15 protein-coding genes and 1 tRNA gene are annotated in these 16,668 nt (G+C 74.0%); 12 read left to right on the top strand and 4 right to left on the bottom strand.

Annotated features, from left to right (window positions below; translation table 11 throughout):
• Positions 1 to 156: 156 nt before the first annotated feature.
• Entirely contained in the window at positions 157 to 1,164 is a 1,008-nt protein-coding gene (locus OG599_RS12045) for an SEC-C domain-containing protein (protein WP_327175982.1), read from the bottom strand.
• A gap of 397 nt (positions 1,165 to 1,561) precedes the next feature.
• Here OG599_RS12045 and OG599_RS12040 point away from each other — a divergent pair, with 397 nt between their 5' ends.
• From OG599_RS12040 to OG599_RS12020, 5 genes are all read left to right on the top strand, one after another.
• Complete coding sequence (locus tag OG599_RS12040) at positions 1,562 to 1,720, top strand: DUF3311 domain-containing protein (RefSeq protein ID WP_327180007.1); 159 nt, start codon at positions 1,562 to 1,564, stop codon at positions 1,718 to 1,720.
• A complete protein-coding gene (locus tag OG599_RS12035) occupies positions 1,717 to 3,246 on the top strand; it encodes a sodium:solute symporter family protein (protein ID WP_327175981.1) in 1,530 nt (509 codons plus the stop codon). Before OG599_RS12040 ends, OG599_RS12035 begins: the two co-directional genes overlap by 4 nt.
• Positions 3,247 to 3,410: 164 nt before the next feature.
• A complete protein-coding gene (locus OG599_RS12030) occupies positions 3,411 to 3,770 on the top strand; it encodes a DUF6412 domain-containing protein (protein WP_327175980.1) in 360 nt (119 codons plus the stop codon).
• Positions 3,771 to 4,058: 288 nt separating this feature from the next.
• Positions 4,059 to 4,829: a YidC/Oxa1 family membrane protein insertase gene (locus tag OG599_RS12025; protein ID WP_327175979.1), complete on the top strand. Its 771-nt coding sequence runs from the start codon at positions 4,059 to 4,061 to the stop codon at positions 4,827 to 4,829.
• A gap of 217 nt (positions 4,830 to 5,046) precedes the next feature.
• Entirely contained in the window at positions 5,047 to 5,907 is an 861-nt protein-coding gene (locus OG599_RS12020) for a fumarylacetoacetate hydrolase family protein (RefSeq protein ID WP_327175978.1), read from the top strand.
• 132 nt (positions 5,908 to 6,039) lie between these two features.
• On the opposite strand, the gene OG599_RS12015 is transcribed toward OG599_RS12020, so the two are convergent.
• Positions 6,040 to 6,525 carry a heme-degrading domain-containing protein gene (locus OG599_RS12015; RefSeq protein WP_327175977.1) on the bottom strand — a complete coding sequence of 162 codons (486 nt, stop codon included), beginning with the start codon at positions 6,523 to 6,525 and terminating at the stop codon, positions 6,040 to 6,042.
• Positions 6,522 to 7,667, bottom strand: coding sequence for a Gfo/Idh/MocA family oxidoreductase (locus OG599_RS12010; RefSeq protein WP_327175976.1), 1,146 nt, complete (start codon positions 7,665 to 7,667; stop codon positions 6,522 to 6,524). Before OG599_RS12010 ends, OG599_RS12015 begins: the two co-directional genes overlap by 4 nt.
• A gap of 146 nt (positions 7,668 to 7,813) precedes the next feature.
• Here OG599_RS12010 and OG599_RS12005 point away from each other — a divergent pair, with 146 nt between their 5' ends.
• The 5 genes from OG599_RS12005 to OG599_RS11985 all read left to right on the top strand — a co-directional run bounded on the left by OG599_RS12005 (position 7,814) and on the right by OG599_RS11985 (position 12,841).
• Complete coding sequence (locus OG599_RS12005; protein WP_327180006.1) at positions 7,814 to 8,920, top strand: ROK family transcriptional regulator; 1,107 nt, start codon at positions 7,814 to 7,816, stop codon at positions 8,918 to 8,920.
• 208 nt (positions 8,921 to 9,128) lie between these two features.
• Positions 9,129 to 10,445 carry a peptidase gene (locus OG599_RS12000; protein WP_327175975.1) on the top strand — a complete coding sequence of 439 codons (1,317 nt, stop codon included), beginning with the start codon at positions 9,129 to 9,131 and terminating at the stop codon, positions 10,443 to 10,445.
• A 190-nt stretch (positions 10,446 to 10,635) separates the two neighbouring features.
• Positions 10,636 to 11,415, top strand: a complete 780-nt coding sequence (locus OG599_RS11995) for an HAD-IIA family hydrolase (RefSeq protein WP_327175974.1) — start codon at positions 10,636 to 10,638, stop codon at positions 11,413 to 11,415.
• A 204-nt stretch (positions 11,416 to 11,619) separates the two neighbouring features.
• The gene (locus OG599_RS11990; protein ID WP_327175973.1) at positions 11,620 to 12,168 is read left to right on the top strand and encodes a hypothetical protein; all 549 of its coding nucleotides are present in this window, start codon (positions 11,620 to 11,622) and stop codon (positions 12,166 to 12,168) included.
• Position 12,169: 1 nt separating this feature from the next.
• The gene (locus OG599_RS11985) at positions 12,170 to 12,841 is read left to right on the top strand and encodes a class F sortase (protein WP_327175972.1); all 672 of its coding nucleotides are present in this window, start codon (positions 12,170 to 12,172) and stop codon (positions 12,839 to 12,841) included.
• Positions 12,842 to 13,269: 428 nt separating this feature from the next.
• On the opposite strand, the gene OG599_RS11980 is transcribed toward OG599_RS11985, so the two are convergent.
• A tRNA-Lys gene (locus OG599_RS11980) sits at positions 13,270 to 13,343 on the bottom strand.
• A 188-nt stretch (positions 13,344 to 13,531) separates the two neighbouring features.
• On the opposite strand from OG599_RS11980, the gene OG599_RS11975 reads away from it, so the two are divergent.
• Both OG599_RS11975 and OG599_RS11970 read left to right on the top strand, forming a co-directional pair.
• Positions 13,532 to 14,830, top strand: coding sequence for a peptidoglycan-binding protein (locus OG599_RS11975; protein ID WP_327175971.1), 1,299 nt, complete (start codon positions 13,532 to 13,534; stop codon positions 14,828 to 14,830).
• A gap of 111 nt (positions 14,831 to 14,941) precedes the next feature.
• The gene (locus tag OG599_RS11970; RefSeq protein ID WP_442809671.1) at positions 14,942 to 16,531 is read left to right on the top strand and encodes an SPFH domain-containing protein; all 1,590 of its coding nucleotides are present in this window, start codon (positions 14,942 to 14,944) and stop codon (positions 16,529 to 16,531) included.
• The last annotated feature ends 137 nt before the right edge of the window (positions 16,532 to 16,668 follow it).

The following is a 16,668-nucleotide window of genomic DNA, read 5'->3' as shown; positions in this document are numbered from 1 at the left end:
CTCCATTGTCCTACGTTCCGGAAACCGCGTGGCCGGTTCGGTCATTTCAGTGACCAAGTTGTGGATATTTGGTGTGACCATGCGATCGGGGCCGTACGGAAAAGCGCGGTCGCCCTTGGGGCCGACCGCGCTTTCTCTGTTCCGGATCGAGCCCTCTCACCCCGCCCCGTGGCACTCCCGGTACACGTCCCCCGACCCGCACCAGCACGCCGCCGACCTGGCCGGGGGCCAGGGGAGGGCTCGGCCTCGGGCGGCGAGGGTGGTGGCGTAGAGGGGGAGGAGGTTCGGGTCGGCGGGGGTGGTGGCCTCGGAGGCGGCGAAGGCCTCGTAGGAGGGGATGGTGCCGGTGACGATGCCGAGGTTCGCGGTGCCCGCCGCGTGGAGGTCGCGCAGGGCGGTCTCCACGGCGGTCAGGTGGCCGGGGTGGTCGGGGTACTCGGCGGCCAGGGCCGGGTACGCGGCGAGCAGTTCGGCCAGTTCGTCCTCGGGCCAGTGCAGGACGGCGACCGGGAAGGGCCGGGAGAGGGCCGTGCGGTAGACGCCGAGTTCGGCGCGGAGGCGGGTGATCTCCGCCTTCAGCTCGCCCGGGTCCGAGGAGCCGAGGGACCAGAGCCGCTTCGGGTCGTGGAGTTCGTCGAGCGGGACCTCGGCCGTGTGCAGGGTGTCGGCGAGCCGGTCCCAGTCGTCGTGGTCCGAGCCGCGCAGCCGGCGGACGCGGTGGCGGCCGGTGAGCAGGGACTGCGTGGCGTACGGGACTTCCTCGCCGGGCGTCAGCAGCAGGGTCAGCGCGGTCGAGAAGAGGTCGTGGGCGGCCTCCAGCTCGTCGTGCGCCTCCAGGGTCTCCGCGGCGATCGTCCACGGGCCCGCCGCGCGGGGGGCCGCGACGCGCAGGCCGTCGATGATCGCGCGGGCCTCGGCCTCGTGCCCGTACTCCCAGAGGTTGGCGGCCTTGAGGGCCTTCACCAGGTGGGGGTCCTCGGAGGGTACGTCCTCGGCGGTGAGCAGGTCGTCGTAGAGAGTCGCGGCGCGGGCGCGCTCGCCGGCGAGTTCCAGGTGGGCCGCGGCCTGGAGGAGCAGCGGTTCGCGGTCCTCCGGGTAGCGCACCGCGGTGCGCAGCAGTCGCTCGGCTTCGGTGATGTGCTCGGCAGGCGTGTCGGGGCGCATGTCACACACGGTACTGCGGCGGGGCGGGCCTGCGGGAGCAACCGGCGAGGGGGGCCGGAGTGCGCCTGGACACAGGGGTGCGCACCGGGTGCGCGACGGGTATGCGGCAGGTGCACAGCCGGTTCACAGAGGGTGGGTACGAGGCCACCGGCCCAAGGCCGTACCCCGACGGGTGTCCTCCCGGGGCCGTACCCTGACGCGGGTGTTCTCCGGGGCCGTACCCCGACCGGTGTCCCCGGGCCGTACCCGCACCGCCCCCGGAGAGCGACCCCCAGCCCCCGGCCCCGGCCCCCGGCCCTCGGCCCCCCGCCCTGACGCGCCGAGGTGCGCCCCCGGCCCCGGCCCCGGGCGGCGGTAAAGTCCCCGGGTGCTGAGAAGACGTCCGCAGGTGTGGTGGTTGCTGGTCCCGTACGTGCTGTACCTGGGGGCCCTGCCCTGGGTGAACCGGGTGGAGCCCGTCGTGTTCGGGCTGCCGTTCCTGTTCCTCTGGATGCTCGGCGCGACCCTGCTGACGCCCGTCGCCGTCTGGCTGACCCGGCGGGGGGACCGCCGGTGAACGCCGCTGTCGCCACCTCCGTCTTCGCCGCCTTCATGGTGCTCACCGTCGCGCTCGGTCTGTTCGCCCTGCGCGGGCGCGGGGGCGGAGGGGGCGGGCTGGCCGAGTGGTCCGTGGGCGGACGGAGCCTCGGGGCCGTCTTCATCTGGGTGCTGATGGCGGGCGAGGGCTACACCAGCTTCAGCTACCTCGGTGCCGCCGGCTGGGGCTACAACTACGGCGCGCCCGTGCTGTACGTCGTCGCGTACATGTCCTGCGGGTACGCCCTCGGGTACCTGGTCGGCCCCACCCTCTGGGGGTACGCGCGCCGGCACGGCCTGGTCGGGATCACCGACATGGTCGCCCACCGTTTCGGGCGGCCCTGGCTCGGCGCGCTCGTCGCCGTCCTCGCGACCGTCTTCCTGCTGCCGTACATCCAGCTCCAGATCACCGGCATGGGCGTGGTCGTCTCGACGATCTCCTACGGCGCGATCAGCCTGAACTGGGCCTACTTCATCGCCTTCGCCGTCACAACCGGCTTCGTCGTCGTCAGCGGGCTGCGCGGCAGCGCCTGGGTGTCGGTGCTGAAGGACGCCATGGTCATCGGGACCCTCGGCTTCCTCGCGTTCTACGTACCGATCCACTACTTCGACGGGTACGGACCCTTCCTGGACCGGCTCGTCACCGAGAAGAGCGAGTGGCTGACGTTCCCCGGGCACGGGGACAGCGGGCTCGGTGAGGCGTGGTTCATCAGTACGTCGTTCCTGAACTCGCTCACCGTGGTGATCTTCCCGACCACCGTCGCCGGCTACCTCGGCGCCCGTAACGCGGACGTCCTGCGGCGGAACGCCATGTGGCTGCCCGCCTACAACGTCCTGCTCTTCGTCCCGATGCTGCTCGGCATGGCCGCGCTGTTCGTCGTACCGGGGCTGGTCGGGGCGGACTCGAACCTCGCCCTGTTCAAGCTCGTCACCGACTCGCTGCCCGCCTGGGCGGTCGGCGTCATCGGGGTCGCCGCCGCGCTCTCCTCGATCGTGCCGATGGCCGTCTTCATGCTGGTCATCGGCACGATGTGGGGGCGCAGCGTGCTCTCCCTCGTCCCCCGCTGGCAGCAGCGGCAGAAGGGCGCGGCGCAGATCGTGGTCGTGGTGGCCGGCGGGCTCGCGCTGCTCCTCACCTACACCGCGCCCAACACCCTCGTGCGGCTCTCGCTCATCTCGTACGAGGGGATGGCGCAGCTGCTGCCGATGGTGCTGCTGGCACTGGTGTGGCGGCGGCTCACCTTCACCGGGGCGTTCAGCGGGCTCGCGGTCGGGGTGGTCGTGGTCTGCGTGCTCGTCTTCAACGGGAACGACCCGGTGTGGGGCGTGAACGCCGGGCTCGTCGCGCTGGCCGCCAACCTGGCGGTCGCGCTGGCGGTGACGTACGCGGGGCCGCGCGACCGGGACGAGCGGCCGGACGACGAGGTGCTCGCCCGCGACGAGATCGACGACGGGTCCGGCGACGGGGCGGGGCCGCAGGTGGAGGCGTCCGCCGGGGCCGGGTGAGGGGCTGCGGGCGCTCTACGGGGCCTCTCCGGGCGCCCGGTGTGATCCGGGTCATCGTGTATAACGGCTGGAGAGGTCCGCGACCGGGAAGGGTCCGGCGGCGGGCCCCCGGAACCGGAGACACGAGCGGCACGAGCGGCACGAGCGGTGGGACAGGAGGAGACATGAGCGACGCGTACCCGAGCAGCGGAACGCGCCCCGGTCGACTCCGCGGTTCCTTCGCGCGCCTGCTCCGGCCCGCGGGCCTGCTGGTCCTCTTCGTCGCCGAGATCCTCCTCACCGAGGGCGGCAGCCTCTCCGCCGCCGTCGCGCTCGCCGCCACCGCCGCGGCGGGCTCCGCGCTCCTCGCCTGCTCGGTGATCAGCGCGCGCAGCGCCGTGCCCGTGCACCGGACGCAGGTCCGCACCGCGCTGAGGGACCGGGCGCGACGCACCGCGTTCCTGCCGCAGCGGGATCCGGACGCCAAGGGGCGTACGCGCCCCCGCGCACCCGGACGGGCCGTCATCCGCACGGCCGCCGCGTAAGGCTTCCGCCCCTTCGGGCCCCTAGGAACTTCGGGCCCCTAGGAACTTCGGGCCCACAGGAACTCCGGACCTTCGGAAACTTCGGGCCTACGGACCCGACGTCGACGCGCCCCTCCACGGGGCTCGCCCTTCGACCCCGTCCGTCGTTCCCGTCCGCCGATCCCGTACGAAGTCCGCGCGCCGCGTCCGTACCCGCGCGCGCCGGTACGCCGCCGTGCCCCGCGCCGAACGCCCCGCGTTCCGACTCCGCACTTCACCGGCACGACGAGACCCCTCGGAGGGCTCCCCATGTCCGCGTTCCTGTCCGCTTTCGCGAGCCTGGTCGGCGCGTTCGCCGACCTGCTCCACCCGCTGTTCCAGTCCGCGTCCACCGCCGCGGCGATCATCCTGTTCACCGCACTCGTACGGCTCGCCGTGCACCCCCTGTCGCGGGCCGCGGCGCGCGGGCAGAAGGCCCGTACGCGCCTCCAGCCGCAGATCGCCGAGCTGCGCAAGAAGCACGGCAAGAACCCCGAACGCATGCAGAAGGCGCTCATGGAGCTGCACAAGGAGGAGCAGGTCTCGCCGCTCTCCGGGTGCCTGCCGAGCCTCTTCCAGATGCCCGCGTTCTTCCTGCTGTACCACCTCTTCTCCAGCACGCGGATCGGCGGCGAGGCCAACGAGCTCCTCGGCCACCAGCTCCTCGGGGCGCCGCTGGGCGAGCGCTGGCACCACGCCCTCGCCGAGGGCGGCGTCTTCGGCGGACAGGGGCTGGTCTACCTCGGCCTCTTCGCGATCGTCGCGATCGTGGCCACCTTCAACTACCGGCGCACGAAGCGTCAGATGGCTCTCAACCCGGTGACCCCCACGACCGGCCCGGACGGGCAGCCGGTACCGGGCATGGGTGCGATGGCGAAGGTGATGCCGCTGATGTCGTTCTTCACCCTCTTCACCGTGGCCGTGGTGCCGCTCGCGGCGGCCCTGTACGTCGTCACCAGCACCACCTGGACCGCGATCGAAAGGGCCTACCTCTACCGCGACGCACCGGCCGCCGGAGGGGCGATGGCCTCCGTCGTCTGACCTGTGAACCCGCTCTCTGCCTGCAATTATGTGGTCCGGGACGCGTCCAGGGACTGAGAGCACCTTGCCAAGTGATCGGATGTCTTGCAGTCTGGGCAGGTTGGGACGGGCTGCGCGGGTGCGGTTTCCGGCGGTCGCCGGTCGCGCCTCGTGCGGCCGGTACCCCTCTCCACCCAGACATCTCTGCCCAGGCATCTCTATCCAGGGAGTGGCACCCGTGAAGTTGCTTCGAGTCGGCACGGCGGGAGCGGAGCGTCCGGCTCTGCTCGCGGAGGACGGAACACTGCGCGACCTGTCGGGGGTCGTCCCCGACATTGACAGTGCGCTGCTCGCCGACGAGCAGGGGCTCGACCGGGTGCGCGCCGCCGCGGCCGACCCCGCCTCGCTGCCCGAGCTGGACCCGGCCGGGCTGCGGACCGGGGCGCCGCTCGCCCGCATCGGCAAGATCATCTGCATCGGGCTGAACTACCACGACCACGCGAAGGAGACCGGCGCGGCGATCCCCGCGGAGCCGATCCTCTTCTTCAAGGCGCCCGACACGGTCGTCGGCCCCGAGGACACCGTCCTCGTGCCGCGCAACAGCGTGAAGACCGACTGGGAGGTCGAGCTCGCGGTCGTCATCGGCCGCACCGCCCGCTACCTCGACTCGGCCGAGGAGGCGCTGGAGCACGTCGCCGGTTACGCCACGGCGCACGACGTCTCCGAGCGCGAGTTCCAGATCGAGCGCGGCGGCACCTGGGACAAGGGCAAGAACTGCGAGACGTTCAACCCGCTCGGCCCCTGGTTGGTGACCGCTGACGAGGTCCCCGACCCGCAGGCGCTGCCGCTGAAGCTCTGGGTCAACGGCGAGCTGAAGCAGGACGGCACCACCGCCGAGCAGATCTTCCCGGTCGGCGAGGTCGTGCGCTACCTCAGCCACTTCATGACCCTCTACCCGGGCGACGTGATCAACACGGGCACCCCGGCAGGCGTCGCCATGGGCCACCCGGACCCGAAGCCGTACCTGCGGGCGGGCGACGTCGTCGAGCTGGAGATCGAGGGCCTGGGACGCCAGCGCCAGGTGCTGAAGGACGCGTAACACGTCGTACGAACGCCCCGGGGGCCCCGCGCATCGACATCTGCGCGCGGCCCCCGGGGCGTACGTACGGGTGCGGGTTCGGCCCGGCCTTCCTACTGCGGGTTCGGCCCGGCGTTCCCGCCGGGGTCCGGCTCAGCCTTCCCGCGTGGCCAGGAACTCCTCCAGTCCCTGGACCACCAGGGCGTGGTCCTCGGCCTGGGGGAGGCCCGAGACGGTGACGGTGCCGATGACGCCCGCGCCGTCGACGGTGATCGGGAACGAGCCGCCGTGCGCGGCGTACGTGCCCAGCGGCAGGCGGGAGGAGTCCTCGAAGGTGGTGCCCTTCGCGCGGAAACGGGTGCCCACGAGGTAGGAGCTCTCGCCGTACCGCTCCACGACCTTGCGCTTGCGGTCGATCCAGGCGTCGTTGTCGGCGCTGGAGCCCGGGAGCGCGACGTGGAACAGCTGCTGCGGGCCGCGCCGGATGTCGATGGCGACCGGGGCGTTGCGCTCGCGGGCCAGCCGGACCAGCAGGGTGCCGAGGGCGTACGCGTCCTCGTAACCGAAGCGGGGCAGGGTCAGCCGGCGCTCCTGGGCGAGCAGTTCGGAGACGGTGGGCGCGTCGGGTCGGCTGCTCATGCCTGCGCCTCCTTCACGGCCGGCGTGCCGGTGGGCTGGGCGGGGTGGGCGCCCGGCTGCGGGACCAGGGTGACGGAGACGCCCTCCTGCGCGGAGCGACGGGCCGCCTCCAGGACGTCCAGGGCGGCGGCCGCCTCCAGGGCGGTGACCGGGTTCTCGCCGGTGCCGCGCAGGGCGGCGGCGACGCCCGCGTAGTACGCGGGGTAGTCGCCGGGCAGCGTACGGACCGGGACACCGCCGCCGGTCAGCGGCGACTCGCCCGAGCCGAGCCGGCCCCACAGGCCCTCGGGCTCCTCGCCCCACGGCTCCTGGCCGGCGCCGGGGCGGCGGCCCTCGCGCAGCGCCGCCTCCTGCGGGTCCAGGCCGTACTTCACGTAACCGGCCTGCCGGCCCAGCACCCGGAAGCGCGGGCCGAGCTGGGCCGTGGTCGCGCTGGCGTACAGGTGCGAGCGGACGCCGCTCGCGTGGGTGATCGCGATGAACGTGTCGTCGTCGGTCGCCGCGCCGGGGCGGCGGGAGTCGGACTCGGCGTACACCTGCACGGCGGGGCCGAACAGCACCAGTGCCTGGTCGACGATGTGGCTGCCCAGGTCGTAGAGGAGGCCGCCGATCTCCTGCGGGTCGCCCGACTCGCGCCAGCCGCCCTTCAGCTGCGGGCGCCACCGCTCGAACCGGGACTCGAAGCGCTGCACCGCGCCGAGCTCGCCGTCGGCCATCAGCCGGGCGATCGTCAGGAAGTCGTTGTCCCAGCGGCGGTTCTGGAAGACCGAGAGCAGCAGCCCGCTCTCCTCGGCGAGCGCGGCCAGCTCGCGCGCCTCGGCGGCCGTGCCCGCGATCGGCTTGTCGACGACGACCGGCAGCCCGGCCGCAAGGGCGGCCTTCGCGACCGGGACGTGCGTCTTGTTCGGGGTCGCGATCACGACGAGGTCCAGCTCGTCGGCGCGCGCCCACAGCTCCTCGGGGGAGTCGGCGAAGCGGACGGCGGGGAACTCGGCGCGGGCCTGCGCCCGGCGCTCCTCGTTCGACGTGACGACCGTGTCGAGCACCAGGCCCTCGGTCGCCGCGATCAGCGGGGCGTGGAAGACGGAACCCGCCAGGCCGTAGCCGACGAGAGCGACGCGGAGGGGATCGGTGGAAGTCATGCCCACCACTTAAGCAACGCTGTTGCCAAAGTGCAAGCGGTGGCCACAATGGTGTGGTGAACACCAGCGATACCAGCGATACCAGCGATCCCCGCAGCGCCACCGGCGTCGGCGCGCGCAACGGCGGCGGGGTCAACCTCCCGGCCCTGCGCCACCACAACGCCGCCCTCGTGCTCGACCTGCTGCGCGGCGCGGGCGGCGACGGCATCAGCCGGCTGGAACTGGCCGAGCGCACCGGGCTCACCCCGCAGGCCGTCAGCAAGATCACCGCCCGGCTGCGCGCCGAGGGCCTCGCCGCCGAGGCCGGCCGCCGCGCCTCCACCGGCGGCAAGCCGCGCACCGTGCTCCGGCTCGTCCCGGACGCCCGGTACGCGGTCGGCCTCCACCTGGACCGGGACGAGCTGACCGCCGTCCTCGTCGACCTCGCCGGTACGCCCGTCGCCGTCCGCACCGCCCCCCTCGACCTCGGTGCCCCGGCGGACCAGGTCGTCGCGGGCGCGGCGGAAGCGGTCGCGGAGGTGAGCGCGCCGGTGAGTGCGTCGGTGGCGGCGGGCGACCCGGCCGACGAGGCGTACGGCCCCGGGCGCCCCGCCGTGCTCGGCGTGGGCGTGGCCCTCCCCGGCCCGCTCGACCACCGCGACGGGGTGCTGCACCGGGTCACCGGATTCCCGCAGTGGGACGGGTTCCCGCTCCGCGAGGCCCTCGCCGCCCGCACCGGCCTGCCGGTCTCCGTGGACAAGGACACCAACGCCGCCGCCCTCGGCCTCGCCCTGCGCGACCCCGGCGCGGGCGACTTCGCCTACCTCCACCTCGGTACGGGACTGGGCGCCGGGCTCGTCCTCGGCGGCGCCCTGCACCGGGGCCCGCGCACCGGCGCGGGCGAGTTCGGGCACCAGACCCTGCAACTGGACGGTCCGCCGTGCGGCTGCGGCGGGCGCGGCTGCGTGGAGGCGCTCTGCCTGGCGGCGGTGGACCGGGGAGACGTCGCCGAGGCCGCCCGGGTGCTGGGCGCCGGAGCCGCCAACATCGTCGCGCTGCTCGACATCGACCGGGTGGTGCTGGGCGGGCGTACGGTCGCGGCGCACGAGGACGTCTACGTACGCGGCGTGCGCGCCGTGATCGAGGAGCGCGCCCGGCGCGAAGGCGTCGGGACGCCCGTGCCGGTCGCGGTCGCGGGCGGCGGCGACCGCCCGGTCGCCGAGGGCGCCGCCCAACTGGTCCTCGGCCCGCTCTTCGGGCGGACCGCGGAGTAGCGGGCGGGGGAGGAGCGGGAGACGGTGCCGCGGCGGAGGAGTGACGGGGTGCCGCCGGGCGGGTGGTCTCCGGCATGTCGGTGCGATGTTCGTACGTATGCGTGGCAGCGTCTCCGCCGACACGCCGGTGGTTCCACGCACCGGTCACGACACGCCGGTGGTTCCTCCGCACCGGGCGTTCGTTCGCGAGCTGCGAAGGGTGCCTCCCATGCCCCCCAAACCTCCCGCACGACTGCGACCCGCACGACTGCGACCTCCCGCGCGACTGCGCGACGGACGCGCACTCACCTCACTCGGCCTGGCGGCCGGGATCGCCGTACCGGGCGCGCTGCTCGGCGGCCCGCCGACCTCGGCGACGGAACACTCCGCCACCGCCACCGCCCGCGCGGACCAGCCGCCCGCCTGCGGCGCCCCGGACGCCAAGGACTTCCCCATCGGCACCCGTATCCACGGCGGCCCGGACACCTACGCGTCCGGCGGGGGATACGGGATCTGGTACCTGGACCTCGTCAACACCACCGCCGAGTCCTGCCGCGCCCTCCACCCCGTACTCGTCCTGACCGACCAGGACCGGCAGCTGACGCCGGACCAGATCCAACTCGCGTACGCGGAACGCGCCGGTACGGAGACGGGCGCGGGCACCGGCACCGGCACCGGAGCCGAACACCGGGTCAGCTGGGAGACCACCGACCGGAACGAGCAGATCGGGGTCTTCGGCAGCGGCGAAGAGGGCGACGACTTCGAGGGCTTCACCGTCCCCGCCGGACGCACGGTCACCGTCCGCGTCCGGATGGCCTTCACCTCCGACACCCGGCCGGGAAAGGTCGTGGCCAACGCCGCCATCGTGCAGCGCCACCCGGCCGCGCCCTCCGACGACGCGGTGGCGGACGGCTCCGTCGTGGCCCCGGACGGGGACTGGGTGGGCGAGTCGGAGGACTACCCGTTCTCCATCGTCGAGGGGGACATCGAAGGCGGCACCGACCTGGTGCTCCCCGACGAGTCCGATGCCGACGGGACCACCTCCGACGACCTCCTCGCCGGGGCGGACGCGGGGGCCGCGGACACGGGCACCGAAACGGACGCGGACTTCGACGTGGACGCAGACACCGAAACGGACGCGGACGCCGGCACGGACTCCGGGGACGAGACCGGCGCGGAGAGCGGTTCCGGCGTGGACGCCGGCACGGCAACCGCCTCGGAAGGCGCCACCGCCCCGGAAGGTGCCACCGCCCCCGGTACGGGCCCCGGCGCCAAGCCCCCGAGCGCCGCCCCCCGCACCGGCACCACCGGCACCCCCTCCACCGCCCCCCGCTCCGCCGCCGCACTCCCGGGCGGCGGCGCCGGCCTGTCGCGGGACGCCGCCGGGAACCCGCTGCCCGAGCTCGCCCGGACCGGCCGCCCCGGCCGCGCGGCGGCCCTGCGTACCGGCGCGGTGGCCGCCGCACTGCTGCTCGGCGGTACGGCCGCGCTGCTGCTGGCCCGCCGGATGCGGCGCGGCCCGGGGCTGAGGTGCGGGCGGGGCTGAGGTGCGGCCCGGGGCTGAGGCACCGGCGCGGCACGGTCACCGCACCCGCGCGCTCCCCGCAAGCCCCCGCGTCCCGACCGATCTTGATACGCCGTGCACCACCTAAACTCGGGGCGTCGGCGCTGCACACCGCGGTGCCGCCGGCGTCCAGCACCTCGTGTGCACCGTGCGTACGGCAGGAGTCCGTGTGATGGCAGAACGCAAGCCGATCGAGTCCTGGTTGACCGACATGGACGGAGTCCTCATCCACGAGGGCACCCCCATTCCCGGCGCGGACGCGTTCATCAAGCGGCTGCGGGAGTCCGGGAAGCCCTTCCTCGTCCTCACCAACAACTCCATCTACACCGCCCGCGACCTGCACGCCCGGCTCAGCCGCATGGGCCTGGCCGTTCCGGTCGAGAACATCTGGACCTCCGCGCTGGCGACCGCCCGGTTCCTGGACGACCAGCGTCCCGGCGGCACGGCGTACGTCATCGGGGAGGCGGGGCTCACCACCGCGCTGCACGACATCGGGTACGTCCTCACCGACCACGACCCGGACTACGTGGTGCTCGGCGAGACCCGTACGTACAGCTTCGAGGCGCTGACCAAGGCGATCCGGCTGATCAACGCGGGCGCCCGCTTCATCTGCACCAACCCGGACGAGACCGGCCCGTCCGCCGAGGGCCCGCTGCCGGCCACCGGTTCCGTCGCGGCGCTGATCACCAAGGCCACCGGCAAGGAGCCGTACTTCGCGGGCAAGCCCAACCCGCTGATGATGCGGACCGGGCTCAACGCCATCGGCGCCCACTCCGAGACCAGCGCCATGATCGGCGACCGGATGGACACCGACGTGCTGGCCGGGCTGGAGGCCGGGATGGAGACGTTCCTGGTGCTCACCGGGCTCACCGCCACCGCCGACATCGACCGCTACCCCTTCCGCCCGTCCAACGTGGTCGACTCCATCGCGGACCTCGTCGACCTGGTCTGAGGCTGGTCCGCCGCCGGTCCGCCGCCGGTCCGACACCGGTCAGACACCGGCCCGGGCGCCGGTCCGACGCAGGCACGGGCGCAGGTCCGACGCCGGTCCGCGTCGCCCCCGACACCGGTCCGGCGCCCGGGACTGTCGCCCGACCGGGCGACAGCGGATGCGGGAAGCGTGCGTACGGGTGAACCTTCGAGCAGGAGGTTCACGATGCGTTCACTGCCCCTCACCATCTGTGCTACTGCGGCGGTCGCGGCGATATCCGTCTCCGCGCCCGCCGCTTCGGCCGTTCCGTACGACGACGGCACCCTCAGGGTGACCCCGTCCACCATCGCCCCCGGCGGCAAGGTCGCGCTCTGGTCCGACGCCTGCGGCAAGGGCAGGGAGGGCCTCGGCACGTCCGACGCCTTCGTCTCCTCCGTACGGTTCACCCCCGCCGGCGGGAAGGGCCTCAGCGCCGAGGCCCGGGTCCGGTCCGACGCCGAGGCCGGCCGGTACGACGTCACCCTGCGCTGCGAGGGCAAGGGCGGCGGGGGCGGCCGGGCCTCCGCCGGCCTCACCGTGGTGCACCACGCCCGGCCGACCCCGGTCGCCCCCGTCCGGGCCGGTGGCGGCGGCACCGCCGTCCTCGCCGAGCAGGGCGGGAACTCCGACGGGCCCGGCCTCCCGCAGGCCGTGGCCGGGCTGGCCCTCGCCGCCGTCGCCGCGGCCGCCGTCGCCTTCCGCGGCGCACGCCGCCGCCGTCCGGCCGCGGACTGACGTGTCCGCCCCCGCCCGCCCGGCAGGTACCGGGCGGCTGTTCACCGGAGTGGTCTGGGCCGTGCTCCTGCTCGGCCTCTGGCTCTGGGGCCGCGAAGGCGCCGGAGGCCCCGGCGGCAGCTCCGCACCGACCACCGGCGACGTCGCGGCGGTCGGCCGCCCCCTCGGGGCGCCGCTGCCCCCGGCGCACGACCCGCTGGAGGGTTCGCCGCCGCGCGAGGTCGAGATCCCGTCCGTCGGCATCGACGCCCCCGTCGTCGGACGCGGCCTCGACGGCGAGGGAGCCGTCGACCCGCCCCCGTTCGAGACCCCGGGGACCGTCGGCTGGTACGACGGCGGAGCCGAACCCGGCACCGCCGGGGCCGCGCTCATGGTCGGCCACGTCGACACGGAGACCGAGCCCGCCGTCTTCTACGGACTGAGCGCCACCCGGCCCGGCGCCGAGATCCGGGTGACCCGCGCCGACGGCACGATCGCCGAGTTCACCGTCGACGACGTGCAGGTCTTCACCCGGGAACGCTTCGACGCGCAGAAGGCGTACGGGCCCCGTCAGGACGGCCGGGCCGAACTCCGGCTGATCACCTGCGGCGGTACGTACGACCGGGCGGCACACGCCTACAGCGCCAACGTCGTCGTCTCCGCCTACCTCACGGGCGAGGACTCCGGGACCTGACCCGGCCCCGGCCCTCGCCCCGCCCACCCCGCCCGCCCGGCCCCGTCCGGTGGCCGCTCCCCTCCCCGGAGCGGCCACCGGACGGGGCCACCGCCGTGCGCGCCGCCCCGTACCGTGCGGAACGGCGGGCCGCCCCACCACCCAGGTGTCCCGAGGCTTCCGCGCGGGGAGAATCAATCAGGGCGCTCCGTAACGGTTTGTCTTCGGAGAGTCACCGTTTCGGGGTAGCGCGCGCAGGCCGCGCGACCCCGGCCGGCGCGCCCGCGGCCGCGCTCGGGACGTGACGACAAGTCGCGCGGAGGCGTGAAGAGATACGGAGAGGTGGAAGCGAGCCCCGCGACGCGTGCGGGGCAGGGGCGGACGACCCGGCGCGAGCCGGGCAACGAACAAGGCCCCCTCACGTGAAGTGAGAGGGCCTTGACTCTGCGTGCGCCGCCAGGGACTCGAACCCCGGACCCGCTGATTAAGAGTCAGCTGCTCTAACCAACTGAGCTAGCGGCGCCTGCTGACCTGGAGAACATTACCGGATTCCGCAGCATGCTCTCGACCATTTCCCATGACGCCACGCCCTGTCGCATGGTCGTTTTTTCTCTTTGATCCGTCAAAATGCGATTTGTCACGAGAGTTGGGACACTGGCGCCCGTTGCGGAGTGCCTCAAAAAATCTTGACGAGTCCGGAGGGGAATCGACATGACCGTCCCGGTCTTCACGGAGTACGAACCCACGGCCGACTGCGGCTGCGCCGGCTGCGCCCTCCAGCGCCGTACGGCGGCGGCCCGGACCCTGCCGCCCCGCCTGGGCGGCCATCCCGCCGCGCACGGAGCGCGCCGCGCGCTGGTGCTGGCCACGGCCGCCGGGGTGGTCCTCTCCACCGGTGCCGCCGAGGCCGCCGCCCCGGCGGGCCACTCCACCGGACCCGTCCGCGCCGACGACGCGACCGGCCCCGGGCCCGGCACCCCGCAGGGGCAGGCCGGACCGCTCATGGGCGGCGGGGCCTCGGCCTCGCCCACCACGGCGGCGCCCCTGGCCCTGCGGACCACCACCCGCAGCGAGATCATCGCCCGCGCCAAGACCTGGGTGGCCGCGAAGGTGCCGTACGACATGGAGAAGTTCTGGTCGGACGGGTACCGCCAGGACTGCTCCGGCTACGTCTCGATGGCCTGGGACCTGGGCGGCAACGAGTGGACCGGCAGCCTCTCCTCGTACGGCACGCGGATCGCGCGCTCGCAGCTGGAGCCGGGCGACATCCTCCTCTTCCACAACCCGGCCGACCCCAACAAGGGCTCGCACGTCACGATCTTCGGCGGCTGGACCAACAGCGCCCACACCCAGTACATGGCGTACGAGCAGACGCCCCCGGCCACCCGCAAGAAGGTCACGCCCCTCGCGTACTGGAGCAACTCCGGCAAGTACGTGGCCTACCGCTACAAGGGGCTCGCCGGGGGCTCGCGCGGCGGCTCGTCGGCGGGCTTCCCCGGCGCCGCCAAGTTCGGGCCGGGAGCGCGCAACGCCCACGTCACACGGCTCGGCGAAATGCTGGTGGCGCGGGGCGGGAAACGTTTCTACACCCAGGGCCCCGGACCCGTCTGGAGCGAGGCCGACCGGCGCGCGACCCGGGCGTTCCAGCAGGCGCAGGGGTGGAAGGGCGCGAACGCGGACGGCCTGCCCGGCCCGGACACCTGGCGCCGGCTCGTCAACGGCACCGGGAGGAGCATCCCGGCCACCGGTGCGTCAGGCGCGCCGAAGACGGTCCCGGCCTTCCCCGGACGGGGCTATTTCAAGCCGGGTCGGTCGAACGCCCATGTCGAGAGGCTCGGCAAGCAGTTGGTGAAGAAGGGATTCGGCAGGCACTACGTGTCGGGGCCCGGCCGCCGCTGGACCGAGGCGGACCGGCGCAACGTGGAGGCGTTCCAGCGCGCCCAGGGCTGGCACGGCCGCGTGGCGGACGGCTACCCGGGGCCGGACACCTGGCGGCGGCTCTTCTCCTGAGGGAGTGGAGGGCGTCTGCCGTTCGGTGGGCCGGCGGATGGACAGCTCCGGGACCGCCGGAGCGCGGAAAGGGAACGGTGGGGCGTCGTGTACGGAGACGAGGAAGACCGCATGGGGGCGGGCCGGGCAGCGGGAGGGAGAGCGGGAGACGGTACGGACGCGGAAGCGGGCCGGGGACCGGACCGGGACCCGGGCCGCGCCGGGAAGGGCGATCCGCGTGCGGAGGGCGGGCCGCGAGACGAGGGGCCCTGCGTCGACGTGGTGCTGGAGCTCGCGCACGGCGAGACGGAGCCCACCTCGATGCACACCGTCTCGGCCACGGTCTCGGTGCCGGCGGGCGGGGTGCCCGGAGACGAGGTGCCCGGAGACGAGGTGCCCGGAGACGAGGTGCCCGGGGGTGAGGTGCCAATGGGTGAGGTGCCCGAGGGTGAGGGGTCTGCGGACGAGGCGCCCGTGGGTGAGACGCCCCTCGGTGAGGTGCCCGCTCCGGCCGGCGGGTTCCGCGAGGACTTCCGGTGGAGCGCCGGCCGTCGCCGGTCGGTCATCGCCAACGAGGCCACCGCGTCCATCCCGGTGCACCTGCTCTTCCGCGACGAACCCCGCGACCCCGACGACCGGACCGGGTTCCTCCCGCGCGCCGGGGTCGGCGACCCGCACCGCACCGCCGGGGTCGCCTCGCTCCCCGTCGCGGTGGCCCGGCACACGCTGACGGCCGACCGGTCCGGTGCCGGGGTGCGGCGCCCTCCCGTACCGCGCTCGCCCCAGGTGCGGCCGCCGACCCGGCCCGCGCCCGTCGCCGACCCCCGGCTGCGCGAGCGCCCCGGTCCGGCACTGCCCGGCTGGGTGGCCGTGCTCACCGGGGCCGCCGGCTGCGCCGCCGCGCTCGTCGTCCTCTGGTGGGCGGGCGCGCTGCCGGGGCAGGCGCAGACCCGGCTCGGCATCGGGCCCCGCCCGTACCAGGGCATCGGCATCGGCCTCTGGGCGGTGCTCGCGGTGCTGGTGACCGTGGTCCTCTTCGCGTTCGGGGGCCTCGGGCGCGGGCGGGTCGGGTACGCCCTGGTGCTGACCCTCTTCGGCGACTACCGGGGGAGCGTCCGGCGCACCGGGCTCTTCTGGGTCTCCCCGCTCCTCCTCCGCCGCCGCACCGACGTACGGCTGCGGCACTGGCGGAGCGAGCCGATGCCCGCCGTGGACGCGAACGGTACGGCGCTGCGCGTCACCGTCCTCGTCGTCTGGCGGGTGGAGGACACCGTCCGGGCGGTCCTGGGGGTCGCCGACCACGAGACGTACCTGCGGGAACAGGTCGAGGCGGCGATGGCCCGGGTCCTCTCGCAGCTGCCCGCCGACGCCTTCCACGAGGACGCCCCGACCCTGCGGAACGCCGAGGCGGTCGGGGACGCGCTGACGCGGATGCTGAAGGCGGACTGCGAGCCGGTCGGGGTGGAGGTGTACTCGGCGCAGCCGACCGGGATCGAGTACGCCCCCGAGGTCGCCGCGGCCATGCAGCGCCGCCGGGTCGCGGCGCTCGACGCGCGGCACCGGGACAGCGTGCTGACCTCCCTGGTGGACGCGGTCGACGACACCGTCAACCGGCTCACCACGCGCGGACTCGTCGCGCTCGACGACTACGAACGCAAGTCCCTGGTCAGGGACTTGACGGTGGCCTTCTACACGGGACGAGGCGGAGGCGATGGGATCTGAGGGGCCCGGGGGGCGGGTGCGGCGGCGCAGCATAGCGAAACGGAACGCCGCCACGCGATGGTCTGGACTTGTTCACGACACGTCAATACTGTGGGACTTGGTCTAGACCGCACGACCGCGCGCTTCACGAGCAGTGC

This window comes from Streptomyces sp. NBC_01335 (assembly GCF_035953295.1).
Taxonomy (GTDB): domain Bacteria; phylum Actinomycetota; class Actinomycetes; order Streptomycetales; family Streptomycetaceae; genus Streptomyces.
This window is presented reverse-complemented; position numbering and strand designations above follow the sequence as displayed.

Excerpts from the sequence above, each read along its gene's own strand:
- OG599_RS12015 (WP_327175977.1), bottom strand. The coding sequence starts at position 6,525 with ATGAGCAGCCGACCCGACGCGCCCACCGTCTCCGAACTGCTCGCCCAG.
- OG599_RS11970 (WP_442809671.1), top strand. The coding sequence starts at position 14,942 with ATGGGGGCGGGCCGGGCAGCGGGAGGGAGAGCGGGAGACGGTACGGAC.
- OG599_RS11975 (WP_327175971.1), top strand. The coding sequence starts at position 13,532 with ATGACCGTCCCGGTCTTCACGGAGTACGAACCCACGGCCGACTGCGGC.
- OG599_RS11990 (WP_327175973.1), top strand. The coding sequence starts at position 11,620 with ATGCGTTCACTGCCCCTCACCATCTGTGCTACTGCGGCGGTCGCGGCG.
- OG599_RS11995 (WP_327175974.1), top strand. The coding sequence starts at position 10,636 with ATGGCAGAACGCAAGCCGATCGAGTCCTGGTTGACCGACATGGACGGA.
- OG599_RS12030 (WP_327175980.1), top strand. The coding sequence starts at position 3,411 with ATGAGCGACGCGTACCCGAGCAGCGGAACGCGCCCCGGTCGACTCCGC.
- OG599_RS12010 (WP_327175976.1), bottom strand. The coding sequence starts at position 7,667 with ATGACTTCCACCGATCCCCTCCGCGTCGCTCTCGTCGGCTACGGCCTG.
- OG599_RS12000 (WP_327175975.1), top strand. The coding sequence starts at position 9,129 with ATGCCCCCCAAACCTCCCGCACGACTGCGACCCGCACGACTGCGACCT.
- OG599_RS12025 (WP_327175979.1), top strand. The coding sequence starts at position 4,059 with ATGTCCGCGTTCCTGTCCGCTTTCGCGAGCCTGGTCGGCGCGTTCGCC.
- OG599_RS12045 (WP_327175982.1), bottom strand. The coding sequence starts at position 1,164 with ATGCGCCCCGACACGCCTGCCGAGCACATCACCGAAGCCGAGCGACTG.